At 67.2% G+C, this 24,524-nt stretch carries 23 protein-coding genes; 14 read left to right on the top strand and 9 right to left on the bottom strand.

The window, feature by feature from the left end; genetic code table 11:
* Nucleotides 1–476 precede the first annotated feature (476 nt).
* Both IG65_RS0132485 and IG65_RS0132480 read right to left on the bottom strand, forming a co-directional pair.
* The gene (locus tag IG65_RS0132485; RefSeq protein ID WP_030518769.1) at nt 477–1,175 is read right to left on the bottom strand and encodes a hypothetical protein; all 699 of its coding nucleotides are present in this window, start codon (nt 1,173–1,175) and stop codon (nt 477–479) included.
* A 325-nt stretch (nt 1,176–1,500) separates the two neighbouring features.
* A complete protein-coding gene (locus IG65_RS0132480; protein ID WP_030518768.1) occupies nt 1,501–1,812 on the bottom strand; it encodes an EthD family reductase in 312 nt (103 codons plus the stop codon).
* Between the two features lie 150 nt (nt 1,813–1,962).
* Between IG65_RS0132480 and IG65_RS0132475 the strand changes: the two genes are divergently transcribed.
* Nucleotides 1,963–2,865 carry a LysR family transcriptional regulator gene (locus tag IG65_RS0132475; RefSeq protein ID WP_030518767.1) on the top strand — a complete coding sequence of 301 codons (903 nt, stop codon included), beginning with the start codon at nt 1,963–1,965 and terminating at the stop codon, nt 2,863–2,865.
* Between the two features lie 89 nt (nt 2,866–2,954).
* Here IG65_RS0132475 and IG65_RS36305 read toward each other — a convergent pair whose 3' ends face one another.
* Nucleotides 2,955–4,676 carry a pentapeptide repeat-containing protein gene (locus IG65_RS36305; protein ID WP_156055898.1) on the bottom strand — a complete coding sequence of 574 codons (1,722 nt, stop codon included), beginning with the start codon at nt 4,674–4,676 and terminating at the stop codon, nt 2,955–2,957.
* A 93-nt stretch (nt 4,677–4,769) separates the two neighbouring features.
* On the opposite strand from IG65_RS36305, the gene IG65_RS0132465 reads away from it, so the two are divergent.
* Nucleotides 4,770–5,414: a dihydrofolate reductase family protein gene (locus IG65_RS0132465; protein WP_030518765.1), complete on the top strand. Its 645-nt coding sequence runs from the start codon at nt 4,770–4,772 to the stop codon at nt 5,412–5,414.
* Nucleotides 5,415–5,472: 58 nt separating this feature from the next.
* Here the strand turns inward: IG65_RS0132465 and IG65_RS38205 are convergent, their stop codons facing one another.
* The gene (locus IG65_RS38205; RefSeq protein ID WP_156055897.1) at nt 5,473–5,673 is read right to left on the bottom strand and encodes a hypothetical protein; all 201 of its coding nucleotides are present in this window, start codon (nt 5,671–5,673) and stop codon (nt 5,473–5,475) included.
* A 241-nt stretch (nt 5,674–5,914) separates the two neighbouring features.
* Here IG65_RS38205 and IG65_RS0132455 point away from each other — a divergent pair, with 241 nt between their 5' ends.
* The 3 genes from IG65_RS0132455 to IG65_RS0132445 all read left to right on the top strand — a co-directional run bounded on the left by IG65_RS0132455 (nt 5,915) and on the right by IG65_RS0132445 (nt 8,596).
* Nucleotides 5,915–6,244: a hypothetical protein gene (locus tag IG65_RS0132455; protein ID WP_156055896.1), complete on the top strand. Its 330-nt coding sequence runs from the start codon at nt 5,915–5,917 to the stop codon at nt 6,242–6,244.
* A gap of 209 nt (nt 6,245–6,453) precedes the next feature.
* Complete coding sequence (locus IG65_RS0132450) at nt 6,454–7,644, top strand: NAD(P)/FAD-dependent oxidoreductase (protein ID WP_030518763.1); 1,191 nt, start codon at nt 6,454–6,456, stop codon at nt 7,642–7,644.
* 10 nt (nt 7,645–7,654) lie between these two features.
* Complete coding sequence (locus tag IG65_RS0132445) at nt 7,655–8,596, top strand: sigma-70 family RNA polymerase sigma factor (protein WP_030518762.1); 942 nt, start codon at nt 7,655–7,657, stop codon at nt 8,594–8,596.
* An 11-nt stretch (nt 8,597–8,607) separates the two neighbouring features.
* Here the strand turns inward: IG65_RS0132445 and IG65_RS0132440 are convergent, their stop codons facing one another.
* Together IG65_RS0132440 and IG65_RS35395 are read right to left on the bottom strand one after the other, a co-directional pair.
* On the bottom strand, nt 8,608–9,075 hold the full coding sequence (locus IG65_RS0132440) for a nuclear transport factor 2 family protein (RefSeq protein ID WP_197040000.1): 468 nt from the start codon (nt 9,073–9,075) through the stop codon (nt 8,608–8,610).
* Nucleotides 9,050–9,880 carry a class I SAM-dependent methyltransferase gene (locus IG65_RS35395; protein WP_231509580.1) on the bottom strand — a complete coding sequence of 277 codons (831 nt, stop codon included), beginning with the start codon at nt 9,878–9,880 and terminating at the stop codon, nt 9,050–9,052. The genes IG65_RS0132440 and IG65_RS35395 overlap by 26 nt, the downstream gene beginning before the upstream one ends.
* Between IG65_RS35395 and IG65_RS0132430 the strand changes: the two genes are divergently transcribed.
* The gene (locus IG65_RS0132430) at nt 9,768–10,394 is read left to right on the top strand and encodes a TetR/AcrR family transcriptional regulator (protein ID WP_369801635.1); all 627 of its coding nucleotides are present in this window, start codon (nt 9,768–9,770) and stop codon (nt 10,392–10,394) included. The two genes, IG65_RS35395 and IG65_RS0132430, sit on opposite strands and share 113 nt — an antisense overlap.
* 37 nt (nt 10,395–10,431) lie before the next feature.
* On the opposite strand, the gene IG65_RS0132425 is transcribed toward IG65_RS0132430, so the two are convergent.
* Nucleotides 10,432–11,583: an epoxide hydrolase family protein gene (locus IG65_RS0132425; RefSeq protein WP_030518759.1), complete on the bottom strand. Its 1,152-nt coding sequence runs from the start codon at nt 11,581–11,583 to the stop codon at nt 10,432–10,434.
* Between the two features lie 61 nt (nt 11,584–11,644).
* On the opposite strand from IG65_RS0132425, the gene IG65_RS0132420 reads away from it, so the two are divergent.
* The 4 genes from IG65_RS0132420 (at nt 11,645) to IG65_RS0132400 (ending at nt 16,211) form a co-directional block, all read left to right on the top strand.
* Nucleotides 11,645–12,604: a YafY family protein gene (locus tag IG65_RS0132420; RefSeq protein ID WP_030518758.1), complete on the top strand. Its 960-nt coding sequence runs from the start codon at nt 11,645–11,647 to the stop codon at nt 12,602–12,604.
* A gap of 798 nt (nt 12,605–13,402) precedes the next feature.
* The gene (locus IG65_RS0132410) at nt 13,403–14,416 is read left to right on the top strand and encodes an alcohol dehydrogenase catalytic domain-containing protein (protein ID WP_030518757.1); all 1,014 of its coding nucleotides are present in this window, start codon (nt 13,403–13,405) and stop codon (nt 14,414–14,416) included.
* A gap of 86 nt (nt 14,417–14,502) precedes the next feature.
* On the top strand, nt 14,503–15,447 hold the full coding sequence (locus tag IG65_RS0132405) for a daunorubicin resistance protein DrrA family ABC transporter ATP-binding protein (RefSeq protein WP_030518756.1): 945 nt from the start codon (nt 14,503–14,505) through the stop codon (nt 15,445–15,447).
* Nucleotides 15,444–16,211 carry an ABC transporter permease gene (locus IG65_RS0132400; RefSeq protein ID WP_030518755.1) on the top strand — a complete coding sequence of 256 codons (768 nt, stop codon included), beginning with the start codon at nt 15,444–15,446 and terminating at the stop codon, nt 16,209–16,211. Before IG65_RS0132405 ends, IG65_RS0132400 begins: the two co-directional genes overlap by 4 nt.
* Here the strand turns inward: IG65_RS0132400 and IG65_RS0132395 are convergent.
* Nucleotides 16,195–19,455, bottom strand: a complete 3,261-nt coding sequence (locus tag IG65_RS0132395; protein WP_197040001.1) for a BTAD domain-containing putative transcriptional regulator — start codon at nt 19,453–19,455, stop codon at nt 16,195–16,197. The genes IG65_RS0132400 and IG65_RS0132395 overlap by 17 nt on opposite strands.
* Before the next feature lie 255 nt (nt 19,456–19,710).
* Here IG65_RS0132395 and IG65_RS0132385 point away from each other — a divergent pair, with 255 nt between their 5' ends.
* Nucleotides 19,711–20,355, top strand: a complete 645-nt coding sequence (locus tag IG65_RS0132385) for a hypothetical protein (protein ID WP_030518753.1) — start codon at nt 19,711–19,713, stop codon at nt 20,353–20,355.
* Nucleotides 20,356–20,399: 44 nt separating this feature from the next.
* Nucleotides 20,400–21,626, top strand: a complete 1,227-nt coding sequence (locus tag IG65_RS0132380; RefSeq protein ID WP_030518752.1) for a cytochrome P450 — start codon at nt 20,400–20,402, stop codon at nt 21,624–21,626.
* Nucleotides 21,627–21,649: 23 nt separating this feature from the next.
* On the opposite strand, the gene IG65_RS0132375 is transcribed toward IG65_RS0132380, so the two are convergent.
* Nucleotides 21,650–22,873: an oxygenase MpaB family protein gene (locus tag IG65_RS0132375; protein ID WP_030518751.1), complete on the bottom strand. Its 1,224-nt coding sequence runs from the start codon at nt 22,871–22,873 to the stop codon at nt 21,650–21,652.
* A 177-nt stretch (nt 22,874–23,050) separates the two neighbouring features.
* Here IG65_RS0132375 and IG65_RS0132370 point away from each other — a divergent pair, with 177 nt between their 5' ends.
* Entirely contained in the window at nt 23,051–23,419 is a 369-nt protein-coding gene (locus IG65_RS0132370) for a DoxX family protein (RefSeq protein WP_197039999.1), read from the top strand.
* 168 nt (nt 23,420–23,587) lie between these two features.
* A complete protein-coding gene (locus IG65_RS0132365) occupies nt 23,588–24,268 on the top strand; it encodes a GAP family protein (RefSeq protein WP_030518749.1) in 681 nt (226 codons plus the stop codon).
* Nucleotides 24,269–24,524 lie beyond the last annotated feature (256 nt).

Below are 24,524 nucleotides of genomic sequence, written 5' to 3'. Positions count from 1 at the left end.
CTGCAGCCACACCCACCACCCAGTGGCCTGCGGCATCGACTGAAACCGATCGACACCGGACTCAAAAGCCGAGTGGTCGCACAATCGGGGACAGGCCAGGTCTACTACGACGGCAAACGAGCCGCCGGGAAGACATCCATGGAATCGATGCGGGCACTCAAACGCCGCTTGTCGAACGTGGTCTACAACCGCATGCTCGCTGACCAGCGGGGCCGCGATACGGCAAGCCCGGGAGGGCATTCGGGAACGACTATCGAATCCAGCGCGACCGGCCCAACCCCGCACACCGACCCTTCGGACAAGCCACAACCCGGACCTACCACCCCACAGCCTAACGCCGAACTACCAACCGCCTCTTGACATAAAGGGGAGCCATTACCGGATGTTTCGAGTTGCGGCGCGTCCGTATTGTTCAGGCGCGTGCCCAGCGGCTATCGCAGGACGTGTCCCAAGGGGTTTCACTCGTCGTCGGGAGGTCATGGTTGCGCGTCGCGTGAAAGCTGTTCGCCAGCGGGAAGGTAGATCGGCTCCGGGCGGATTCCGGCCACGTAGTCGCGGAAGGCTCGCAGATACTCGCCTAGTTCCCGCTCGTCGGCGAACCTGATTCCGGTCGGGTCGAACCATTCCTGCGGTGTCGGGCGTCGCACGATCATGTAGTCCAGGGCTTCGCGCACCAGCACCCCGTAGGTCGGATCCCTGACGCACATATCACGCACCTGCGGGGCGTGATATCGCATTCCGCCGTCGCGGTGAACGTCCATCAGCGGCCACCACAGGGCATCGAAATGCGGGATTTCGTCCCACCACATGGAGCGCAGGGGCTCTTCGGTCCGCGTTCGGCGGCGTGATGGCGGAACTGATATCGGGTAGTCGCCGGATACGCCTCTGCTGTCGATGGCGCGGATCGGTCCGGTTCCGAGGTTCACCGGCGGGTACCACACGCCGCGCCACACCGGGACTCCGAGATGGCGAGGATTCAGCGGCAGCGGCGCGGCCAGTGAGATGTCGACCGTGACCCGACGCACGGGTGGCAACGGTCCGTCGGTCACCAGATCTGCCGCCATCGACAAACAGTCCCGCACGTCGAATCCGGTCACACCGATAGCTTTTCCGAACCATGGGGCAGGGCAGTCCCGCACGTCGAATTCGATCCAGAACCGTCGCACCATCGACATATGCGCGCACTCCTCCCCGATCTACCGCCGAGTGCGCAGCCGAGGGTGGACGGCGTCGTGCCCGTGTCGCGGTCCACCTCGACGATCGCCGGGATATCACCCGCACGGTACCAACGTTCGTTCGGCAACCACTTGATAATCGGCATGAGTGCGCACTCGGGTCCACTACGGCCAGCTGGGTGATGCGGCCAGAGGGGCGGTCTTGATCGCTGCCGGCATCGGTCGGATCGGTGGGTTGCGTGCAGAGGTTATTCGGCTTCGGAACGCGAGTCGAGCCCCGAGGCCGCAACGCTCGGCCGAACGCGTCCCGGAGCGCGGTCCTGCCTCAGCTGGTGCCGTCCTGCACCGGATAGTCGATGACGACCGCACCGCCGGTGGCGTAGTTGACGACATCGGCGGCCGCCCGCCGGCCGGGCTGTGATGCCCGTGCCGCGGCCACGGCGTCGGCGTCGGCGAAGTCGGCTTCGAAGACCGCGAAATACGGCGAATCTCCGTTCGGGGCCGCCACGTCGAAGCTGTAGCGCCAGGCAAGCAGGCCGGGCATTTTCATGACCAGTGGAAGGTGGTTGGTCACGTAGTAGTCGCGGAAGTGGTCGGGGTCGGCGGGCTCGGGATACAGGACTACCAACTTGTGCATGACTGCACCCCGGCGTGTGTGAGTGCGGTGTCCGGTACCGCGGTCGGTTGAATCGTCATATGCGCAGGTTATGGCCTGATGCATGGTCGAGGGAAAGACCGAGACGGGATAGACTCAGAACGGATCGTTATCAATCGGCAGGGAGGGTATGTGGCGCCGGATACGGTGAGCCTGCGGTACTTTCTGGTGCTGGCGCAGGAGTTGAACTTCACCCGCGCGGCCGCACGGATCGGTATCGCGCAGCCCGCACTCAGTGCCCGGATGCGCCGATTGGAGGCGGAACTCGGTACGAGCCTGCTGGTTCGAAACACGCGTAGCGTCGTATTGACCACGGCCGGTGCGGCTTTGGCGGAGTCCGCGCCGCCCGCGCTGGCGGCGCTGGACCGGGCATGGGACACCGCCCGGAATGCGGGGGCCGGTGAACTCGGCACGCTGCGCATCGGATACAGCCTCAGCACGGGAGCCGAGACGGCACCGGCCCTGGTGGACAAGCTCATTCGCAGCAGCCCGGGACTCGACGTCGGCGCGGTCCCGATGGCGACACCGGAGATCTCCCCAGCGGTCGCCGACGGCCGCATCGATGCGGGGATCACTCGCGGTGAACAGCCGGGGCGTGGCGTGCGCCGCTTCCTGCTGCGGCGCGAGCGCGTCGGGGTCCAATTGGCGCAGCATCATCCGCTGGCCGAACATCCGGAGATCGAGATCGCCGATGCGGCCGCGTATCCGCTGCGACTTCCCGACCGTGCGGCCAACCCCGTGATCCACGATCAGCTCGCCGCACTGTTCCGCGACACCCGGCCCAGCCCCCGATTCCTCACGCCCGCAGTCTCTTTCGACATCTCTCAGCGCGACCTACGCGACGGCCTCACCCTCGCTCCGGCCGGTGAAGTAGCGGTCACGACACAACCGGCCGGTCTCACGTGGCGACCGCTGCTGGGCGCGCCCACCTTGACGATCCACCTGGTCCTCCCGCGCGTGCAGTCACCACTACACCGCCGCGTCCGCACCGTCGCCAAAACACTGGCACACGAGCTGCACTGGCTGCCGGACTGACGCGCAGCAGGTCACGCGAGACGGACGTCGGCCGCCCGGCGTCGTCGATGGTGTGTGAGACCCATCTATTGTTGCTGGTGGCGGCTTGCTTAGCCTGCCGAGAGAGTTGGTGCCGCCACAGTGGGCGGCCAATCCTGCGGTTCGATATTAACGGGCTTCCGACTGTGGTCCTGGCTCCAGTCGAATGTAGGTGTCGGAGGTCCCCACTGTCTCGGTTCGTCGAACGAGATGGTGCCGCTGCCGAAGTCTGCCTCATCGAACCGGGCGTTGCCGGCGAAGGTCACACGGTCGAACCGGGCCTCGCCGGCGAAAGTCGCGCTGCCGAACCATGTATTGCCGGCGAAATTCACTCGGTCGAATCGAGTGTTTCCGGTGAAGGTGGCGCCGCCGAATCCTGCGTCGCTTGCGAAGGTGGCGCCGCCGAACCTCGCGTTGCCGGCGAAGGTTGCGTCACCGAACTCGGCGCTGCCGGAGAAGGTCGCCTCGCCGAACTCGGCGTCACCGGAAAAAGTCGCGCTGTCGAATCCTGTATTGCCGGCGAAGGTGGCTTCGCCGAATCCGGCGTCGCCGACGAAGGTCGCGTCGCCGAACCGGGCATTACCGGAAAAGGTCGCGCCGTCGAATCGGGCGTTGCCGGAGAAGGTTACGCTGCGGAACCGGGCGTTGCCGGTGAAGGTGGCGCCGTCGAAGTGGGCGTTGCCGGTGAAGGTCGCGCCGTCGAACCGGGCGTTGCCGGAAAAGGTCGTCTCGCCGAATCCCGCGTCGCCGGTGAAGGTGGCGCCGCCGAACCGGGCGCCGGCGGAGAAGTTCGCGCCGGCGAACGAGGCGTTGTCGGCGAAGGTCGCGTCGTCGAATCGGGCGTCGCCGGACAGGGTCGCGCCGTCGAACCGGGCGTCGCGGGAGAAGGTTGCGTTGCCGAATCGGGCGTTGCCGGAGAAGGTTACGCTGTCGAACCACGCATTGCCGGAGAAGGTTACATCGTCGAACTCGGCGTTGGCGGCGAAGGTAGCGCTACCGAACCAGGCGTCGCCGGAGAAGGTCGCGCCGCCGAACCGCGCAGAACCCAGAAACTGTGCACGGCTGAAGTCGACGTTCTCGAGATAGGCCGTGCGAAAGTCGAAATCGACTGTCGACCAGCTGTATGCGGCCTTGGGCCGAAGGTGGTCGGTAATGACGCGGAGGATGGTTGCGCGGACTTCTCGGTCATTGTGTCGATATTCGTGGTGGTGTTCCCGGTCGTCGGCGCGGGTGTTGTCCGCCGTCGCGCGGTGCTGTTTGACGACCAGTTTGCTCTGGTGGTTGGCGCCGAGCTCCGGGCTGTAGGGCAAGCGGAGGTACCCGCACAGCACGTCGATGCATTGCTGGCGGCGCAGGCCGTCGGATTCGTCGGCGACACCGGCCATCGCGTAGACCCCGGCGATTCGGACCGCGACATCCGTCGCGCCGAGTTGGGCGGCTGCGGCGCCGAAGCGTTCGACAAACCGGCTCTGTTCCAGATCGCGTTGACGCCGGTAGGCGATGACCAGGGCGACCACGCCGCCGACACCGGCGACAACGGTCAATGCGACACGAGTGATATCGATTTCGGCGGCTTGCTTGGTTTCATCGACGGGGGTGAGCCAGCGGAGGAATCCGTAGGCTGCGAAGGCCACAGCCAGTCCGGCGAGCAGCGCTGCGGTGACTGCGGGGAACAGCCGTATTCGTCCCGCCCGGCGGCTGAATGCCGCGCGGGATTCCTTGGTCAACGCCGCGCGCAGCGCGGTCAGTTTCGAATGTGCCTGTGCGCGAGGCGCGCTCACCCTCCTGGTCACTGCACGATTCTGCTCGATACCGAAACCGGTTGCGACTCGAGAGCAGTATCGGTACTTTGAAACCGATTGCAAAGTGCAAGCGGAAGAGGTTCGATGTCTCAATTGGTTCGTGTCCAGAACTTCAATCTCTCCAGCGACGGTTACGGTGCCGGGGAAGGTCAGAGTCTGGAGCGGCCCTTCGGGCACGCCGATCCGAGCGCGTTGTTCGCTTGGTGCGGCCCGACCGCGCACTGGCCCACTCGCACCGAACCGGGTGGAACGTATGGCCTCGACGACTACTTCACTCGCGACTATCGCAACAACATCGGCGCGGAGATCATGGGGCGCAACAAGTTCGGTCCCCAACGCGGGCCGTGGGAGAATCTCGACTGGCAGGGCTGGTGGGGCGACGAGCCGCCCTTCCGCACGCCGGTATTCGTCCTCACCCACTACCCGCGGCCTTCTATTACGCTGGGGGACACCACATTTCATTTTCTCGATGCGTCGCCGAAAGAGGCCCTGGAAAGGGCTTTCGAAGCCGCGAACGGCTCGGATGTGCGTATCGGCGGCGGTGTCTCCACCATCCGCGATTTCCTCGAGGCGGATCTCATCGACCAGATGCACATCGCCGTTGCGCCGGTCGAACTCGGAAGCGGCGAAAAATTGTGGAGCGGTCCGGACGAACTCACGGACCGCTTTCACTTGGAGCGGGTCCCGAGTCCGAGCGGCGTGACCCACCATATTTTTTGGCGTCGCTGACAACGGAGCCGCCCACGGTTCGGTGGCCCGAGGTGGCATTCCCCGAGGGCCGGCGGCGCTAGAAGTCCATGCCTCCGAGCCCTCGGGGCGAGGATTCGGGCTCGCCGGCCTGTTTGCCGCCGGTGGGGTCGCTCGTGGTCGAGTGGTGTTCGGCGGCGAGATCGGTGTTCGGTTCACGGCGGGGGTGGTGGACCATGGCCCACGCCGAATGTGCCGCTGCCGATATTCGCTGTCCCAGGTGGGACACAACTCCTGACATCGGATTCTCCTCGTCGGACGACTGTTCTTGCCTCGCGCATACCCGGTGCTGCCCGGAGCATGCGCTCGCCGCCGAGAGGGCGCTTCGGCATGCAGGCCGGACCGGAAGCGGTATCGAGTGCGGGATATCAGATGACATTCTGCCCTTGGTTGGGCCGGGCGGGGACGTCACGCTCGACAGTGACGAATGGTGGCCCGGTCGAGGGTCGAACCGATCCGAAAGGACAAGGAAAATGAAGCCGTTGTCGGAATCGCTGACGGATCTCGCCGCTCGGGTGAAGCAGTTCGAAGAGTCGTCCGCTGACGCGCGGGAACGGAGTCGCACCGCGTTGCAGGCTCGGCGGGAGGAGCTGAGCGAGACCCTTCAGAACGAGGGAAACGAGTTCGAGAAGACCGCCGCGGACCTGCGGAAGGCCGCGCAGAGTTGGTGGTCGGACACTCAGGACGCCCTGGAACGCCAGATCGATGCGATGCGGGCCGATTTCCAGAAGTGGCAGGCCGACCTCAAAGCGCAGCGTGCGGAACGGACGGCCGGGGACAGCAAGACCGTTGAGCCGGCGAGCAAGGACTGACCAACGATCGCGCCGTAGCCGCCTACCGCCGAGGCGGCTGCGGGCGGTGCTCGGCCTCCAGTTCGCCACGCGAAGAGACCACTTCGAAGGCCGCTGTGAAATGCCGGCGCACGGCGATGACGGAGAGTGACGCAGATCACTGTCTGGTCCTGTCAGGAATTCGCGCTCTGTCTCGTTCAGGCAGCACGCGAACCAGACAGGAGCGAATCATGAAGCACCGCATCGTCGTTCTCGGGGCCGGATATGCCGGAACCTTCTGCGCCGGATACCTGGCCCGCCAACTGCACGCCGACGACTTCGACATCACCGTCGTCAATGCCGAACCCGATTTCGTCGAGCGGTTGCGGCTGCATCAGCTCGCCGCCGGGCAGGAACTGCGCCATCGGCCGCTGGCCGAAATATTCGCGGGTACGGGCATCCGGTTGCTCGTGGCACGGGTGACCGCCGTGGACGTCGAGGCCCGGACCGTCACCGTCGCCGACGATGCCGGCATCGACCGGCTCGAATACGACACACTGCTCTACGCGCTCGGCAGCACCGCCGCCGATCAAGGGGTTCCCGGCGTCCACGAGCATGCCTTCCACGTGACCGCGCGTCCGGCGGCCCTGCGTCTGCGCGCCCGCCTCGACGAGCTGGGCGACGAAGGGAAAGTGCTGGTCGTCGGCGGTAATCTGACCGCGATCGAGGCCGCCACCGAACTGGCCGAATCACGGCCGGGACTTCGAGTCGGCCTCGTCACCAGTGGTGAATTGGGCGGCTGGCTGGGCGCGAAGGGTCGCGGTCATCTGCTACGTGCCTTCGACCGATTCGGCATCACGGTTCACGAGCACACCACGATCGGGCGCGTCGAGAAGGACGCCGCGGTCGCGACCGACGGCACCGTTTTCACCTCCGACGCGACGGTGTGGGCCGCGGGCTTCGCCGTCCACCCGATCGCCGCCGCCAGCGGTCTCGAGGTGGTCGCCAACGGTCAGATCACCGTCGACCGTCAGATGCGGTCGCTCTCGCATCCGGACGTCTACGTCGCCGGGGACAGCGTCTTCGTCATCGGCGAGAACGGCCGCCCGTTGCCGATGTCCTGTGCTTCGGCCGGATTCACCGGCATGCAGGCGACCGCGGCGATCATCGGCGACCGGACCGGACGCAAGATACCGACGACCTCACTGTCGTATGTCGGCAACCACATCAGCCTCGGTCGCAGGGACGGGATCTTCCAGCTGGTCGACGGCGACGCGCACGCGAAGTCGTGGGCGCTGTGTGGCCGGCCGGCCGCGGTCGTCAAGTCGAAAATTCTCGACACCGCCGCTTGGAGCCTGAGCCACCCGACCTTCGGGAAGCCGAGTCACAAGTACCGCTGGGCCGGTAACCGAGAGAACTCGGCGCCGGTGGTCGCCGCCTAGAGTCGTGCTCATGGATACCGCCACCGTGGCGAGTTTCGAGGCCAGTCGGAATCGGCTGGCCTCGCTGGCCTACCGTCTGCTCGGCTCGGCCGCCGACGCCGAGGACACGGTGCAGGACGCGTTCCTGCGGTGGCAGGCCGCCGACCGAGGGTACGTCGAAGTGCCCGAGGCGTGGCTGACCAAGGTCGTCACCAATCTGGCGCTCGACCGCCTCCGTTCGGCGACAACGCGGCGCGAACGCGCGGTCGGCGCCTGGATGCCCGAACCCTTGCTCGACGGCGACCCGATGCTCGGCCCGGCCGATACCGTCGAGCAGCGCGAATCGGTGACCCTGGCGGTGCTCATGCTCATGGAGCGACTGTCGCCGATCGAACGCGCCGTTTACGTACTGCGCGAAGCCTTTTCGTACAGCCACGCCGAGACGGCCGAAATCCTCGACATCACCGAATCCGCGAGTCAGCAATATCTGCACCGGGCGCGACGTCGCATCGCCGCCGCCGGCACGACCACCGAAACCGACCGGGCAACTGCGCGCCGAATCGTCGAGGCATTCGTCGCCGCCGCCTCCTCGGGGCGGACCGAACAGCTGGTGGCACTGCTGACCGATGACGCGACCGGCATCTCCGACGGCGCCGGGCTGGGTTGGGCCGCGAAACTCATCCGGTACGCGACGCCGCAGCGGATCGCCAGTGCGGTGCGGGCCGGCTTCAAACCGACTCCGGCGAAGCGCAAACTCGCCGGCGGCTCGCCCGCCATCCATGCCGCTGTGGTCAACGCCTGTCCGGCCATGATCGCCACGCTCGACGATCGCGTCGTGGGTGTGCTGATTCTGGAGGTCCGCGACGACAAGATCGCGGGCGTGCGCGGTATCGCCGCCCGGCAGCGACTCGGCCGCCTCACCGAGGAATGGCAGCGGCAGGAACACGATGTCCCGCTGATCGAATCGTGGTAACTACGAGCGGTCTACGCCTGCTCGTCCAGCACCGCCAGGACCGCCGAGGTGTCGTGATAGTACGGCCGAAACTCGGTGATGAGGCCGTCTCGAAAGCTGATCCATTGCAGCAGTGAGGTTTCGAGTTCGCGTCCGGTGCGGCGCGCCCGCAAGCGCCCCCGGCTGTAGACGACGACCCGGTCGCCGTCGCTGAGGAACTGCTGGTCGTCGAACCATAGTCCGTCCCAGCTGTCGCCCATTGCGGCGATGAACTGCCGGAAGCCGTCGTGTCCGCGCCATTCGCCCCCGTAGGGCAGGCTTGAGGCCTGGTGCATGACGACATCGGACGCCAGATGCCGAGCCATCTCCCCGAACGCGGCCCCCTCCGTGAGATAGGCCGCTTCGGCCGCATAGAACGCTCGCAAGGTGGTCATCACATCCGCCGTCATGCCCACGATCTTGGTGTTCGCCGCCTTACCGTGCTGGCGAGAATTCGACATCGCGGTCGGCTGGATACACGGGTTTCGCTACTCGAGGACGCCGCTGACGTAGAGCGTGTCGCCCATGTGCATGGCGTCGTCCCGCAGAGGCTGAAGGTTGTCGGCGGCCAACGAGTCTCGGATGGTGGTTGCGGTGAGGGCCCAGCCGCGGGCGGTCAGATAGTGGGCTGCCTCGTTGCGTGGCCATCCGGCTTCCCGGTGCGCTGAGTTCGGTGATGGTGTCGAGCAGCCGATCCTGTGCTTCGGGCGGCAGGTAACCCAGCAGTCCCTCGGCGCTCCACGCGGTCGGCCGGGCCGGGTCGAATCCGGCGGTGCGCAGGACGGTGGGCCAATCGTCGCGCAGGTCGACGCCGACCGCGCGCCGGTCGGCGGTGGGTGTGGCGCCCAGCTCCGCGAGGGTGCGGGTCTTGAATTCGATGACCTGCGGCTGGTCGACCTCGTATACGACGGTCCCGCTCGGCCACGGCAGGCGATACCCACGCGAGTCCAACCCCGAAGCCAGAATCACGGCCTGCGTGATGCCCGCTCTCGTCGCATCGAGGAAGAACTCGTCGTAGAACCTGGTGCGTATCTTGGCGATGTCGATCCATACCTGTTCGACCAAGTCGCCGGGCGGCGTCTCGCCGGTCGCGAGCCGGGTGAGCAGGTCGATGCCGACCGCCCGGACGAGCGGTGCGGCGAACGGATCGTCGATGAGCTCCGGATCCGCGCGAGTCGCAATCGCCCGGGCCGCCGCCGCCATGGTGGCCGTCGAACCGACGCCCGTCGCCGGATCCCAGGTGTCTCCATCGTGCCTGGAAGTCATGGTCTCCTTTGTCTGCACCGTAGCTCGCATCCGGGATGTCGCGGCGGAAGCCGACGTGGCCGTGACCACGCTCTTTTCCCACTTTCCCTCGAAGGAAGCGCTGGTATTCGAGCGCGACGACGACTTCGAACAGCGCCTGACGCGGGCGGTGGCCGAGCGGGCGGCGGATGAGCCGCTCGTGCCCGCGCTGCGTCGCGAGATCCTCGCGCTGGTGCGACATTGCACGGCAGCGGGAGCCGACCCGATCTGGCGCATGATCGACGAATCGCCGGCCCTGCGGCAGTACGAGGTATCGATGCGGCTGCGGCACGCCGAGTCGCTGGCCACGGCCATCGCTGCGGACCCCGAACTGGCCCGCACGCCGACGGCCTGCCGGACGATCGCGCGATTCGTGATCGACGCCTACTCTCTGGCCCGCGAGTCGGCCGATCCGGATGCCGCGGTGGACGAGATCTTCGCGATGATCGAGGGAGCGTGGGCGGTCGCGCCAGGGGCCGATTCCGCTGCGGGATAAGCGATTACGTGCCGCCGCGGAATCGTCCCCGGTGGGTTCAGCCGGCGACCGAACGGAAGAATTCGCGAATATCGGTGACGAGCTCCGCCGGCGCCTGGAGCGAAGCGAAGTGGCCGCCCACGGGGTATTCCTTCCAGCGCACGACCGTGTTGGCCGCCTCCGCCAGGCCCCGCACGGCCCGATCGCCCCGGAAGTTCGCGACCCCGGTGGGCACGCCCGAGGGCTCGGGTTTACTGCCCCACGACGCCCCGGACTCCCGGTAGATCCGGGCCGCGGAGCCCGCGGTGCCGGTGAGCCAGTAGGTCGAGACGTCGGTCAGGATCATGTCGCGGTCGATCGGCGATTGGTCGGTGGCAGTCGGATCCCAATCGACGAACCATTCGAGATTCCAGGCGAGCTGGCCGACGGGTGAGTCGTTGAGGGCGTAGGCGATGGTCTGGGGCCGCAAGGCCATCTGGGTCGCGTAGCCGTTGTGTCCGTACCACCACATCTGGTTCGCGATCGCCTTCGCGCGATCCGCCTCCGACAGGTCGGCGAGTTCCCGGCCGGAGCCGCTCGCGGTCGCGGCGTCGGCCAGCGCGTTCACATGCACACCGATCACCTTGTCCGGTGCGACCCGCCCCAGGGCCGGGGAGATGAGACTGCCGTAGTCGCCGCCCTGGGCGCCGTAGCGTTCGTAGCCGAGTCGTTCCATCAGCGTTGCCCAGGCGCGTGCGACTCGCGGTACGTCCCAACCGGTTTCGTGGGTGGGGCCGGAGAATCCGAATCCCGGTACCGACGGCGCCACCACGTGAAATGCGTCGGACGGATCCCCGCCGTATGCGCGCGGATCGGTCAGCGGTCCGAGGATGTCGAGGAAGTCGGCGGGCGTGCTGGGCCAGCCGTGCGTGACGATCAGCGGCGTCGCGTCGGGCTCGGGGGAGCGGACATGCATGAAATGCACTGTCTCGCCGTCGATTTCGGTGACGAACTGCGGGACCTTGTTCAACCTCGCCTCGTGTTCGCGCCAGTCGTAGCCGGTGCGCCAGTACTCGGCCAGATCGATCAGGTAGTCGCGATCGACGCCGTAGGACCAGCCGACACCGGGCAGGGCATCGGTCCACCGGGTGCGGGCGAGCCGGAAATTCAGTTCGTCCAGGTCTTCCTGCGGGATATCGATGCGGAACGGGGTGATCGTCGTATCGGTCATGAGAAGAGCATCCGTCCCGTATAGGACGGAAACGGTCCTACACATGCGAGATGATCGATTCATGCCCGAGACCACGCCGGCGCGGCTGTTGCGGCTGCTGTCGCTGTTGCAGACACATCGCGACTGGACCGGAACGGAACTGGCCGAACGACTCGACGTCACCACCCGCACCATCCGTCGCGACGTGGATCGGCTGCGCGAGTTGGGATATCCGGTGCACGGCGTGCTGGGACCGGTCGGCGGATACCGACTCGGCGCGGGTGCGTCACTGCCGCCGCTGCTCCTCGACGACGACGAGGCGGTCGCCGTCACGATCGGACTGCAGACCAACACCACCGGCACTGTCGCCGGCATCGAGGAGACCTCGCTGCGTGCGCTCACCAAGATGGAGCAGGTACTTCCGGCCCGGTTGCGCCACCGCGTCGACACACTGCGTGGCGCGGTGGTCGCGATGCCGCCTCGCTACGATCCCGGTCCCGCCGTCGACGCCGATCAGCTCACCGCCATATCCGCCGCCATCCGCGCCGCCGAGACGCTGCGCTTCGACTATCGCAGCCACACCGGCGACGACTCTCGGCGCAGCGTCGAGCCGCACCGCATCGCGCATTGGAGCCATCGGTGGTATCTCGTCGGCTGGGACTGCGACCGGGCCGACTGGCGTACCTTCCGCGTCGACCGCATGTCGCTGCGGACGCCCAACGGCCCGCGCTTCGCGCACCGGCCGTCGCCCGACGGCGATGTGGTCGCCTACTTGCGCCGCACCATGGGCTTCGCGATGTGGCCGTACCGGTCGGTCATGCGCGTCCATGTCCCGGCCGAGCGGCTCGCCGGCCGCATCGAAGGTCTCGTCACACCCATCGACGAGCACACCTGCCGACTCGAAATGGGTTCGGACTCCTACGCTTTGGTGGCCCTGGTGGTCGGCATGCTCGATGTGGAATTCGAGGTCGAATCTCCCCCCGAACTGGTGGAACACCTGAGGGCGCTCGCGGGCCGATTCACCCGAGCGGCAGGTGGATAGAGGTCGTATCACTCGCACCGTTCAGCCGGAAAGAACGGGCCGGGCAGGGGCGAGTGGCTCCCTGCCCGGCCTCGCTCGATCGAGGACGCTCAGGACGACCCGGTGCCGGCGCCGAGTTGGCCGCCCGCGCCGAGGTTGATGCCGAGCAAGCTGAGAAAGAGGTTGAATGCGGTGGACAGGTCCATAGGACTTCTCCTGTCGTTGTCGATACATGATTTCTTTCCGACACGATTTTCAGTTGTATGGCGTTTATCGAGCCGGTTCCGCGACCTGTTAGCAGCGTTTCGTGAAAATGATTCGGATCACATCAAATGCGTTGCAGATCGTCGGAGCGGGTAATTCGGTCATGCGTCCAATATTCGAGTCTGCCGCTATGACGACGGTGTCACGTCGGTGCGCAAATGGAGTATCTGCCCAGCTCGCAGCGGTTTTATTGGACAAAATTCGTATTTTCGAATTCGCGTAGCCTACTCAGGTCCGATGGTTTGGATCTCCCACTGCAGGAAGCTTCGCGTACCCAACGAATTGAGGGTGAAACCCAGAGAGTTCGCTCTTCTTCGACCGATAATTCCCACGGGAGGCCGGGCGCGGGGGAGCAGTACGAACACAGCTTCCTCCGCGGTCCGGAGGGCACCGTCGTCGGCGCGGCCGAGGACATCGGCTGACGGCGGACACACAACCGGAAGACGTCGGATTCACCCCGAACGGTGGAGCAACCACCGGTTGTGAACAGCGATACTGGCCGATGAGCGCCGTTGTCGTTGATCACCGTTTCGAGGAAAGTGAGGATGATTCCCGATGTCCACTCATCAGGCTGTGCACATCCGATCCGCCGGTGACGCGTTGAAAGTGGTGGAGGTCGACACCACTGCGCCGCCCCGCGACCATGTGCGGATCCGGGTCTCGGCGTGTGGTGTCTGCGGCACGGATCGGGCGTTCGCCGGTGGCGGATTTCCCGGCATGTCCTGGCCGCTCACCCTGGGACACGAGATCGCGGGCACCATCGCCGAACTCGGCGACGGTGTGGACAACTACGCGCTCGGCGACCGCGTCGCGGTGGGCTGGTTCGGCGGACACTGCGCCGAATGCATTCCCTGCCGGCAGGGAGATTTCATTCATTGCGTGAAGCTGCGGGTTCCCAGTTGGCACTACCCCGGCGGATATGCCGAGTCGGTGACGGTCCCGGCCAACGCCCCGGCCCGCATCCCCGACGAGCTGTCGTTCAGTGAGGCCGCGCCGATGGGGTGTGCCGGCGTCACCACCTTCCACGCCCTGCGTGAGAGCAGGGCACGGCCCGGCGACCGCGTCGCGATCCTCGGCATCGGCGGACTCGGGCACCTGGGCGTTCAATTCGCGCGTGCGATGGGCTTCGAAACGATCGCGATAGCGCGCGGTGCGGGCAAGGCCGAGGACGCCCGCGCGCTGGGCGCCCACCACTACATCGACTCGACCGCGGTCGAGGTCGGCGAGGCATTGCGGGAACTCGGGGGCGCGGCGGTCGTCCTCGCGACGGCGGGCAATTCCGCCGCCATGGCCGATACGGTCGGCGGGCTGCAGCCGCGCGGTGAACTGATCACCATCGGCGTCACGGCCGATCCGCTGCCTATCAGCCCGATGCAGCTGATCGTCCCCGGCCTGCGCGTCATCGGCCATCCGTCCGGCACCGCACGCGATGTCGAGGAAACGATGGAGTTCGCGGTGCAATCGGGTGTCCGCGCGCGCATTCAGGAACTACCGCTCGAGCAGGCGGCGCAGGCCTACGCCGATATGGAGCAGGGCCGCGCCCGCTACCGCATGGTCCTCACAATGTGATGTGGTGACCAGCGCAAACTCCATATCAGCGATCGTGTCAGGCCGACGTCAGGGGCGTATCAGCCGGCCACCGCACAGTTGTCCCCATGAACAGCACAGCAATTGCCGCCTCCGGGTTGCGGAAGGCATACGGGGACAAGACGATCCTCGACGGGATCGACCTGACCATCGAGGCCGGGACGATCTTCTCGCTGCTCGGCCCCAACGGGGCCGGGAAGACGACGACCGTGAACGTGTTGACCACGTTGGCGAAGGCCGACGGGGGAACGGCTCGGATCGCGGGACACGACCTGGCCACCGAGGGCAAGGCCGTCCGGGCGGCGATCGGGGTGACCGGGCAGTTCGCGGCGGTCGACGATCTGCTGACGGGGGAGGAGAACCTGCGGCTGATGGCGGGGCTGCATCGCCTGCGCGGGGATGCCGGCAAGCGGGTGGTTGCCGAACTGCTGGAGCGGTTCGATCTGGTGGAGTCCGCGGGTAAGCGGGCGGCGACCTACTCCGGCGGTATGCGCCGGAAGCTGGATCTGGCGATGACGCTGGTCACCAAACCGCAGATCGTCTTCCTCGACGAGCCGACGACCGGCCTGGATCCGCGCAGCCGGCGCACCATGTGGGACATCGTGCGGGAGTTGACATCCGAGGGTGTGACGATCTTCCTCACCACCCAGTATCTCGAGGAGGCCGATCAGCTGGCCGACCGGATCGCGGTACTCGACCAGGGCCGTCTCGTCGCCGAAGGCACCCCCGATGACCTCAAGCGCCTGGTGCCCGGCAGCCACATCCAGCTCCGGTTCGCACAACCCGACGAACTGGACGCGGCGGCGCACAGCCTGCCCGGCGCCACCCGCGACGACAGCGCACTGACCCTGCGCGTGCCCGGCAACGGCGGCACGAAATCGCTACGCCACCTGCTGGATCGGCTCGCCGAATCCTCGGTCGAGGCCGAGGAGGTCACCGTCCACACCCCCGATCTCGACGACGTTTTCCTTTCCCTGACCGGTCACGCGACCACGGAGGTTTCCCCGCGATGAGCACGATCACCCTGCCCGCACCCCTGTCCGATGCGTCGATGATGTTGGGCCGCAACTTCACCCACATCGCCCGCACTCCCGTCACCATCTTCAACGCGGCACTGATGCCGGTCGTGATGATGCTGATCTTCGTCTACGTCTTCGGCAATGCCCTCGATGTCGGCGGCCACTACATCGATTACGCCACACCGGGTTTGATCCTGCTGGCCATCAGCTACGGCCTGTCCGGCACCGCGGTGTCGGTGAGCTCCGACATGGCGAAGGGCATCATCAACCGGTTCAAGGTCATGGACGTCTCCCGCAGCGCCATCCTCATCGGTCACGTGGCGGCGACCATGCTGACCAACCTGGTGGCCATCGCGGCCGTCATCGGTGTGGCCTTCGCGCTCGGCTTCCGCCCGCCGGCCAGTGCGACGGACTGGCTGGCCGCCATCGGCATCATGGTCGCGACCTCGTTCGCGGCGTCGTGGCTCACCGTCGCACTGGGAATGGCTGCGAAGACGCCGGAATCCGCCGGTATGAGCGTGGTGCCGCTGATCATGCTGCCCTTCGTGAGCAGCGCGATCGTGCCGGCCGACAAGATGGGCCAGGGCATCCGGCAGTTCGCGCAGTACCAGCCGTTCACGCCGATCATCGAATCGCTGCGCGGATTTCTCGAAGGACACCCGTCCGGCGGCTACACCGCCGCCGCGCTCGCCTGGTGCGCCGGATTCGCCGTGGTCGGATTCTTCTGGTCGCGTGCCACGTTCAACAAGCGAGCGTAGCCGCCGCCAGTTCCTCCCAATTCGCTTGTGTCCCTTCCGTCGTCGCCTCGGTGAACCGCTGGTCACCGAGGCGACGTCGTGCTGTCTGCTCGATCCGCTCCACATCCGGCTGGGACCGGTCGACCAGTCCGCGAACCGCGGCACTGGCCGCCAGTAACCGGACCGCCTGTTCGTCCTGTCCGGCCCGTGACGCCAGATCCGCGATCCCCACCAGTATCAAGGCGGTGAGCGGTGCGTAGCCGGCACCGGTCGCGGCTCGCAACGCGGCGGCGTGCAGTGGGCGTGCGACGTCCAAATCTGTTGTGAGACAACCCAGTTGATGGTTCGTCAAGGCTTCGACGTAGTTTCGGTCGGTGTCGCCGCCCTGCATGGATGCCGCGATCTCGATCTGCCGGCGGGCCTGTTCCGTATCGCCTTGCCAGCGGGCCAGTTCTGCCTTGGTGAAGGCGAATTCGGCCAGAGCGTTCGGCCAGGCGGACCGGTCCGCGTACCGCTGCGCCTCGGTCATGGCGTCGGCGCTCGCCTCCGCATCGCCCAGCAGCCAATACAATTGAGCCTGGCGCGCCCGGATCAGGAAGACGTCCTCGATGGCGCCGACCTCGGTGACGACCGCGATGGCCTCGTCGAGATGTGCGCAGGCGGTGGCGAATTCGCCGCGCATGGCGATCCTGTTCGCGAGCTCGGTCAGGGCGAACGACATTCCCCAGCGCTCGCCGAGCGTGCGGAATTCGGCCAGTGCCGTCTCGAGATGCTCGTCCGCCTCCCGGCCGGGGAAGCCGAGGGCGATCCGCGCCTTACCCACCTGTAACCGGGACAGCGCACGCACCCACGGGTCGTCGTGGGTGAGCAACGGTTCGAAGGCGGTCAGGAACTCGTCTCCGCCGCGCAACATGCGTTGCAGGGCGCCGATGAATGCCAGGAGGGGATAGTCGGATTCGCTGTTCCGTCCGAGGTGGTAGGCCTTGTGGACCCATTCGGCGACCTGGTGCTCGTCGTTCGGCCCGGAGCTCATGAAATGCACGATCAGGCCGTAGACCCTGGCCCGGAATTCGTCCTCGCCGGTCTCCGCCGCGGCGCCTTCGTGCCCGCCGATTCGCGCGGTTGTATCGGCGGCACTCTCGAGGGCACTGCGTGGTGACGCGTCGCTGCCGCCTTCGTGCCCGCCGATTCGCGCCGCGGCGGTAATCAGTTCCATCCCTTCGGCTTTGTGCCCGCCCAGCCACCAATACCAGCCGGCGGACGCCGCGAGCCGCAGCGCGCCCGCCGCGTCGTCGTCGGCGAGCGCGCCGCGCAGGGCGGCCGCGATATTGTCGTGTTCGGTTTCGAGCCTGGCGAGCCACTCCAGCTGCTCGGCGCGGCGCAGATGCGGCTCCGCGGTGTCGGCGAGGGTCGTGAAGTACGAAAGATGTTGCCGGCGTATGCGTTCCGATTCATCGGCCGCGACCAGGCGGTCGTATGCGTACTGTCTGATCGTTTCGAGCATCCGGTAGCGGGGTTCGCTGTCGGCCGTGTTGAGCAGCAGCGACTTCTCGGTCAGTGCCGTCAGCAAGTCGAGCACCTCCCACTGCTCGACTTCGCCCGGCTCGTCGGAGATGTCCGCGCAGATCTGCTCGGCCGCTTCGAGACTCGCGCCGCCCGCGAAAACCGCCAGCCTGCGCAGCACCGTCCGCTCCGCGTTGGTGAGCAGTTCCCAGCTCCAATCGACCACCGCGCGCAACGTGCGGTGCTGCGGGATGGCGGTGCGGCTGCCGCCGGTGAGCAGGCGGAACCGATCGTCGAGGCGGTCGGCGAGCTGGTCCAGGGACATGGTGCGCAGCCGGGCCGCGGCCAGCTCGATGGCCAGCGGTATGCCGTCGAGGGCGCGGCAGACGCGCGCGATGGTCGACAGGGTGGCGGGGTTCGTCATCTCCAGATCGGTCCGGACCGCGCCGGCCCGATCACGCAACAACTGCACGGCGGGGGAGGATTCGATCTCGGCCGGCTCCGCGTCTTCGGCCGGCAGCGCCAGCGGCGCCACCTGCCACAGCGCCTCGCCCGTGATGCCGAGCGGTTCGCGGCTCGTGGCGAGAATCCGCAGGCCCCGGCATTCTCCGAGCACCCGGTGGGCGAAGGCCGCCGCGGCGTCGATCACGTGCTCACAGTTGTCCAGGATCAGCAGCGTCTCGCGGTCGCGGATCGCCGCGACGAGCCGGTCGACCGGTTCCGCATCCGGTGTGCCGCCGAGCAGTGCGTCGCGTAGCCCGAATGCGGCCAGCGCCGATTGCGCCACGTCACCGCCGGCGCCGACGGACGCCAGTTCCACCAGCCAGGCCCCGTCCGGCAGATCGTCGAGCAGGGTGCGTGCGGTTTCCAGCGCCAGCCTGGTCTTCCCCGAGCCGCCCGGACCGGTCAAGGTGGTGAGCCGGTGGTGCGCGATGAGTTCGCGCACGGCGGCGACGTCGGTGTATGTGCCGACGTAGCTGGTCAATTCGGCCCGCAGGTTGGTTTTGCGTTCGCTGTCTCGCGGTCCCGCTTCGCCGCGCAGCAGGGCCACGTGCAGATCGGACAGTTCCGGTGCGGGATCCACACCCAGGGTGTCGGCGAGTGCTTCGCGGGCCCGCTGGTAGACGAGCAGGGCCTCGGCGCCGCGGCCCGCCGCGGCCAGGGCCCGCATCAACGCGGCGACCAGTCGTTCCCGGACCGGATGCCGGGCCACCAACTCTGTGAGTTCGGCGACCAGTTCCGGTCCGCGCCCGAGGCGAATCTCCGCTTCGTACAGGTCTTCCAGCGCTGCCAGCTGCAGCCCCTCGAAGCGGGTGACCACCGCCTCGACCGCCGCACTGTCGCGCACATCGATGTCCTGCATCGGCGCCCCGCGCCACAGCGCAAGGGCCTCGCGCAGCAGGTGCGTCTGGCGGACGACGTCGCCGCCACGAGCCTGATCGAGGAGCCGTTCGAACCGCAACGCGTCGACCGCGTTCGGATCCACCGCCAGCCGGTAGCCGCCCGCCTGACCGTCGAGCGAACCGTCCGGCAGCACCCGCCGGAGCCGGGAAACCAACGCCTGCAACGCATTCGCCGCGTCGGCGGGCGGTTGCTCACCCCAGATCCAGTCGACCAGCGTCGCTTTGGGGACCGCGCGGCCGGGTTCGAGTGCGAGGGCGATCAACAGCGCTCGCAATCGGGCGCCCGGTACCTCGATCACTGCACCGTCATCTGCCCGGATGTCGAGCGTTCCAAGCATCCCGATTCGCACCCGGATCATTCTGCCGTGGTCGGCCGACCCGCGTGAGATCGCCCGGTCCACGGCTGACAAGAACACCGGAGAGACCGGAATCGACCCGCGTGACCAGCGGAAACAGTATGTCAGCGGGCATGTCAGCCCGGCATCAGCCCGGTATCAGCCGGGTTGGCGACAGTAGTTCTCGTGAACAGCACAGCGATCCGCGCCGCGGACCGGTTCACCGGCCGGATCCCCCGATCCCGCCGCCCGATTTCCAGCAGAGCACAGGAGAACACCATGCCTACCTTCCAGACCCCGGAACCGATCGCCGTCGCCGTCGAGGTGCTGTCCGGCACCGTCACTGTCATCGCCTCCGACCGCACCGACACCGTCGTCGCGGTCCGTCCCGCCGACGCGGCCAAGAAGGCCGACGTGCGCGCCGCCGAGCAGACGCGGGTCGATTTCGCCGACGGCGCCCTGACCGTGACGACGCCGAAGGACTGGCGAACCTACACCCCCTTCGGCGGCAACCCGTCGATCGAGGTGACAGTCGAGGTGCCGACCGGTTCCGGTTTCCGGGGCACCGCCGGTGTGGGCCGAATCCTCGGCGCCGGCGAACTCGGCGACTGCGTGCTGGAGGTGTCGGCCGGGGACATCGTCGTCGAGCGTCCGCTCGGTTCGGTCACCGCGAAGACCGCCCAGGGCAATATCCGGATCGGCGAGGCCACTCGCGGTGTGTTGCGGCTGGAGACCTCGGTGGGCGATCTGGAGGTCGGCATCCGTCCGGGTAGCGCGGCGCGGCTGGAGACCACGGTCGCGAGCGGCGCCGTGCACAACCAGCTGGGGCCGGTCGACGGTGCGCAGGACGACGAGCACACCGTGCGGGTGTATGCGCGCAGCGCCCTCGGCAACGTCGTCATCCAGCACGCGTCCGCCGCCTAGTTCCCCTCGATATCCGCCGATCCGTCTCCCGAGAGGAAAACGCCATGACCCGAACGGTTCCCGTCCCGCACGGCCTGCCCATGGAACGCGATGCGGGCCCCTTCGATCCGCCCCGCGAGATCACCCACTTGCGTGATGCTCATCCCGTCGGTCCGATGATCTTCCCCGACGGGCACGAGGGCTGGCTGGTCACCGGATACGACGAGGTGCGCAGCCTGCTGGCCGACCCGCGCTTCAGTTCGCGCCAGGACATCGGCGTTCTGCATGTGCCGTACGAGATTCCGGGCATGCCGGTCGCCACCGAGCCGTCGCCGCAGATCCCCGGCGTCTTCATCGCGATGGACGCGCCGGACCATACCCGGTTGCGGCGCAAGCTCGTCGGCGCCTTCACCGTCAAACGGATGAAGCAGCTCGAAGACCACATCGTGGACGTCGTCGAGCGGCAACTGGAGGTGATGGCCCGGCTGACCCCGCCTGTCGACCTGGTGGCGGAGTTCGCGCTGCCGGTGCCCTCGCTGGTGATCTGCGAACTGCTCGGCGTTCCCTACGAGGACCGCGACACCTTCCAGGTCAACTCGGCCAAGTTCCTCGTCAAGGACCAGGCGCTCGAGGAGAAGATGGCGGCCTACGGCGCGCTGACGTCCTATCTGGCCGAACTGGTCGTCCGCAAGCGCGCCGAACCGGGTGAGGACATTCTGTCCGACCTGGCCCGCCACGACGACCTCACCGTCGAGGAGCTGACCGGCATCGCCTTCCTGCTCCTGCTGGCGGGGCACGAGACCACCGCGAATATGTTGGGGCTCGGCACATTCGCGCTGCTCGAGCATCCGGAGCAGGCGGCCGAACTACGTGCGGATCCGGCTCTGGTTCCCGATGCGGTCGAGGAACTGATGCGCTATCTCTCCGTCGCCGACATCTTCTACCGCTACGCCACCGACGACATCGAGCTGGGCGGTGAAACCATCGGCAAGGGCTCGACCGTCGTCGTCTCGCTGCTGGCCGCCAACCGAGACCCGCGCCGCTTCGACGACCCCGACACTCTCGACGTGCGCCGCACGGCCCGCGGCCACCTGTCCTTCGGCCACGGCATGCACCTGTGCCTCGGTCAGCAACTGGCACGGATCGAAATGCGCGCCGGATTCGCCGGCCTGCTACGCCGCTTCCCGACCCTGGCCCTCGCCGTCCCGGCCGATGCGGTGAGGTTGCGGACCGATATGAATATTTATGGGGTGCACGAACTTCCGGTCACGTGGACGGATGTCGCGGAGTAGCCGGCGCGGTCGGGCGCGGCGGTTCAGGCGGCCGGGGTGATGTGCTCGGCCGATCCGCCGATCACAGCCGCCTCGGGTCCGGCGAGGGTGCGGATGAAGCCCAGTTGCGCGGCCCGGCCTTCGGCGACGACGCGCTCGAACTGGCCCGGGATCAGCCGGGCCCGCGCCGACCGCGCGAGGTTGACGGGTATGCGCAGCACGGGATACCAGGGAAGGGTGCGACTGGGCAGGCCGAGTCGTTTCATGGCGGACGGGCCCAGATACATCATCGCGATCGACAGGTGCTGGGACCGGGCGATCCGCCGCCGCAGTCCCGGCAGCCGGTCGTAGTGCCAGCCGAGCGGTTCGTCACGCATCGGGATCGCGAGTTGGCGGGAGGTGTCGTCCGGGTTCGTGATCGCGGTCATCGTGTGGTAGAGAATTCGGACGCTGTCGCGAAAGTCGTTGGGCAGGAAGCGTTCCTCGACACCCATCACCCAGCCGACGTAGCGGGCCAGGTGGGCCATGGCCTCCGCGTCGCGGGGCGTGATCACGACGCCCATGCCGATGGCGCCGATCATCGGGGCGATCAGCGCGCCGACCAGTGTGGCGGCCATATCGGTCTGATTGATCGGCAGTCCCCACTCCTCGGCCCGCCAGTCCGGCATGGCGGCCACGTGGCGGCGCACCAGCGAGTGGATCAGCCGGACGTGCACGGTCGAGCGAAAACCGGTGCCGCCCGGCGCCATTCCGCCGGCCGCGGTGACATCCATCGCCCACTGCGTGGTCTCGGCGAATCGCTTGGCCGGGCCCTTTTCCAGGGCGCCGGTGCGCAGCAGGGTCTTGTTGAAACCGGAGGCCAGGTATCCGCCCAGGAACGACATGTCGCGGGCGACGTAGATCCCGTCGCGGCCGCCCAGACAGGAGACGCGCTCCGCGTGGCGGATCTTTCGCCGATCCACCCACTCGGGTACCGCTTCGACGTATTCGAAGAATTCGCGCAGGGGCGCCGGGGCATCCGGTACCGCGGCGATGCCCTCCCGCAGGGCGCGGTCGAACAGCGGCCGGGTCGTGGCCATGCCCTCGCGATACATCCAGTCCACGAGCTCGTCCATCGGCCGGTCGCCGACGGTCAGTGCCTCGCCCAGCTCGCGAAATTCGGCCGGGCCCGGTGCGCCGAGCCCGAGCATCCGGGCGAGCGTGCCGAGACCGGGCCCGGGGACGGGCCGGGGTGAGCTCGGGTGCCGGAGCGGAACGGTCGGCGTCACGATGTCCTCCTCGTCGAAGATCTGGCAAGATCCTCTACCAGAAATCGATTTTTGGCAAGACCCCCTACCAAAAGCGGCAGCCCTGCGTTGCCGCCGCGACCTTCGGTCGATGTTCCTTTTGTACGCCGTCCGATTCCGGCGGATGATGCTGCTTACCATTCGTCGTCATCGGAGGTCATGGTGGAGATCGCGTACTGGATCGTCGGCGCGCTGCTGGCGGTGTTCTACCTCTACTCGGGCGGGATCAAGATGCTGCGGTCGAAGGACCGGCTGCGCCCGATGATGGGGTGGATCGACACCGTGCCGCTGGGCCTGGTGCGAGGCATCGGCGCGAGCGAGGTCCTCGGCGCGGCCGGGCTGATCCTGCCGCCGCTGACCGGGATCGCCGTGGTTCTCGCGCTCGTCGCCGCCATCGGATTGGCGCTGGTGCAGGTCGGTGCGATCGTGTTGCATCTGCGCCGCGGCGAGGTGAAGCTGATCGGCCTGAATGTGGTCCTGCTGGCGCTGGCCGTCGTCGCCGCGTGGTTGTCCACCGTGTGGTTGTGAGCAGGGTTCGAAACTCCAGGTGGGGAATCCTCGGCAATTCGGTATGGTGCCTCGAAATTACCTATAGCCCCAAGTAGATTGCAGAAATCGGTCGCGGCTCGGAACTGGTGACCGAATGACAGCGAGCCTGTGGCAAATATTCGCTCGTGCGGCCGAAAGGAACGGCGGATGGGCACCGTGATCGGAAGGACCCTGCCCTTGGCCGCCGCGATCGCGGTGAGTCCGCTGCCGCTGATCGTGGCGGTGCTGACGTTGGTGTCGGGGCAGGCGCGGGCGAAGAGCAGCGGATACCTGCTCGGCCGGATCTGCGGGTTCGCGGTGCTCGTCACCGCGGTGGCCTGGCTGATCGGCGCGTCCGCGGGCCGGCATCTGCATCCCCATCACGCCTCGACCGCGACCTCGCTCATACGTCTCTGCGGCGGGATCGGGTTGCTCGGTGTCGCGGCGTGGTTCGGGTTTCAGCGCGGTCGCGGCGAGGCGAAGCCGCGGAAACTGTGGGACCGAGTCGACCGCGTGACTCCGGCGGGTGCCTTCGGGCTCGGTGTGGCGCTCGTCGTCGTCGACGTCAGCACCCTCGTCCCCGCCGTCATGGGCGGGCTCGACATCGCCGAGGCGCGGCTGCCGGCGCCGAGAGCGGTGGGCGCCGGTGCGATCTTCCTCGTGATCGCGCTGGCTTCGTGCATCACGCCGGTCGTCGCCTACCTGGTCGCGGGCGAGCGGCTCGATCAACCCCTGGCCGCCACCAAAACCTGGCTGGTCGCCAACGACCGAACCGTGATGATGGTGCTGCTGCTGCTCGTGGGAACGATGCTGATCGGCCGAGCCATCGAAGCCCTGACCTCCGGATAGCCGCGGCGGGTCAGCGGTGGTCTCCCGGTGATGTAGATCACTGTCGCGGGTTGTTATGCGCCGGGCTCGACGGGCGTCTTGTGTGCGTCCACGCAACGAAGGGGGCTCGGCGACGGCGGCGGATTTCGTCTCGCCCGCCGCCGGTCCGCCTCCACTGTCCGAAGGACTCTCAATGACTGTGTCAAGCCGCAGCTGCCACCGATGTCGGGCGGATGGCACTGAATTCGCGGCCGTCGCGCAGCAAGGCCCACAAGAC

Origin of the sequence: Nocardia sp. NRRL WC-3656, assembly GCF_000720265.1 — a bacterium.
GTDB classification, from domain to species: domain Bacteria; phylum Actinomycetota; class Actinomycetes; order Mycobacteriales; family Mycobacteriaceae; genus Nocardia; species Nocardia nova.
This window is presented reverse-complemented; position numbering and strand designations above follow the sequence as displayed.

Excerpts from the sequence above, each read along its gene's own strand:
- IG65_RS0132405 (WP_030518756.1), top strand. The coding sequence starts at position 14,503 with ATGAACAGCACAGCAATTGCCGCCTCCGGGTTGCGGAAGGCATACGGG.
- IG65_RS0132480 (WP_030518768.1), bottom strand. The coding sequence starts at position 1,812 with ATGCACAAGTTGGTAGTCCTGTATCCCGAGCCCGCCGACCCCGACCAC.
- IG65_RS0132430 (WP_369801635.1), top strand. The coding sequence starts at position 9,768 with ATGAGCTCCGGATCCGCGCGAGTCGCAATCGCCCGGGCCGCCGCCGCC.
- IG65_RS0132365 (WP_030518749.1), top strand. The coding sequence starts at position 23,588 with ATGGGCACCGTGATCGGAAGGACCCTGCCCTTGGCCGCCGCGATCGCG.
- IG65_RS0132450 (WP_030518763.1), top strand. The coding sequence starts at position 6,454 with ATGAAGCACCGCATCGTCGTTCTCGGGGCCGGATATGCCGGAACCTTC.
- IG65_RS0132420 (WP_030518758.1), top strand. The coding sequence starts at position 11,645 with ATGCCCGAGACCACGCCGGCGCGGCTGTTGCGGCTGCTGTCGCTGTTG.
- IG65_RS0132380 (WP_030518752.1), top strand. The coding sequence starts at position 20,400 with ATGACCCGAACGGTTCCCGTCCCGCACGGCCTGCCCATGGAACGCGAT.
- IG65_RS0132440 (WP_197040000.1), bottom strand. The coding sequence starts at position 9,075 with ATGTCGAATTCTCGCCAGCACGGTAAGGCGGCGAACACCAAGATCGTG.
- IG65_RS0132425 (WP_030518759.1), bottom strand. The coding sequence starts at position 11,583 with ATGACCGATACGACGATCACCCCGTTCCGCATCGATATCCCGCAGGAA.
- IG65_RS0132370 (WP_197039999.1), top strand. The coding sequence starts at position 23,051 with ATGGTGGAGATCGCGTACTGGATCGTCGGCGCGCTGCTGGCGGTGTTC.
- IG65_RS0132465 (WP_030518765.1), top strand. The coding sequence starts at position 4,770 with ATGTCTCAATTGGTTCGTGTCCAGAACTTCAATCTCTCCAGCGACGGT.
- IG65_RS0132395 (WP_197040001.1), bottom strand. The coding sequence starts at position 19,455 with ATGATCCGGGTGCGAATCGGGATGCTTGGAACGCTCGACATCCGGGCA.
- IG65_RS38205 (WP_156055897.1), bottom strand. The coding sequence starts at position 5,673 with ATGTCAGGAGTTGTGTCCCACCTGGGACAGCGAATATCGGCAGCGGCA.
- IG65_RS0132485 (WP_030518769.1), bottom strand. The coding sequence starts at position 1,175 with ATGTCGATGGTGCGACGGTTCTGGATCGAATTCGACGTGCGGGACTGC.
- IG65_RS0132385 (WP_030518753.1), top strand. The coding sequence starts at position 19,711 with ATGCCTACCTTCCAGACCCCGGAACCGATCGCCGTCGCCGTCGAGGTG.
- IG65_RS0132400 (WP_030518755.1), top strand. The coding sequence starts at position 15,444 with ATGAGCACGATCACCCTGCCCGCACCCCTGTCCGATGCGTCGATGATG.
- IG65_RS0132445 (WP_030518762.1), top strand. The coding sequence starts at position 7,655 with ATGGATACCGCCACCGTGGCGAGTTTCGAGGCCAGTCGGAATCGGCTG.
- IG65_RS35395 (WP_231509580.1), bottom strand. The coding sequence starts at position 9,880 with ATGACTTCCAGGCACGATGGAGACACCTGGGATCCGGCGACGGGCGTC.
- IG65_RS0132410 (WP_030518757.1), top strand. The coding sequence starts at position 13,403 with ATGTCCACTCATCAGGCTGTGCACATCCGATCCGCCGGTGACGCGTTG.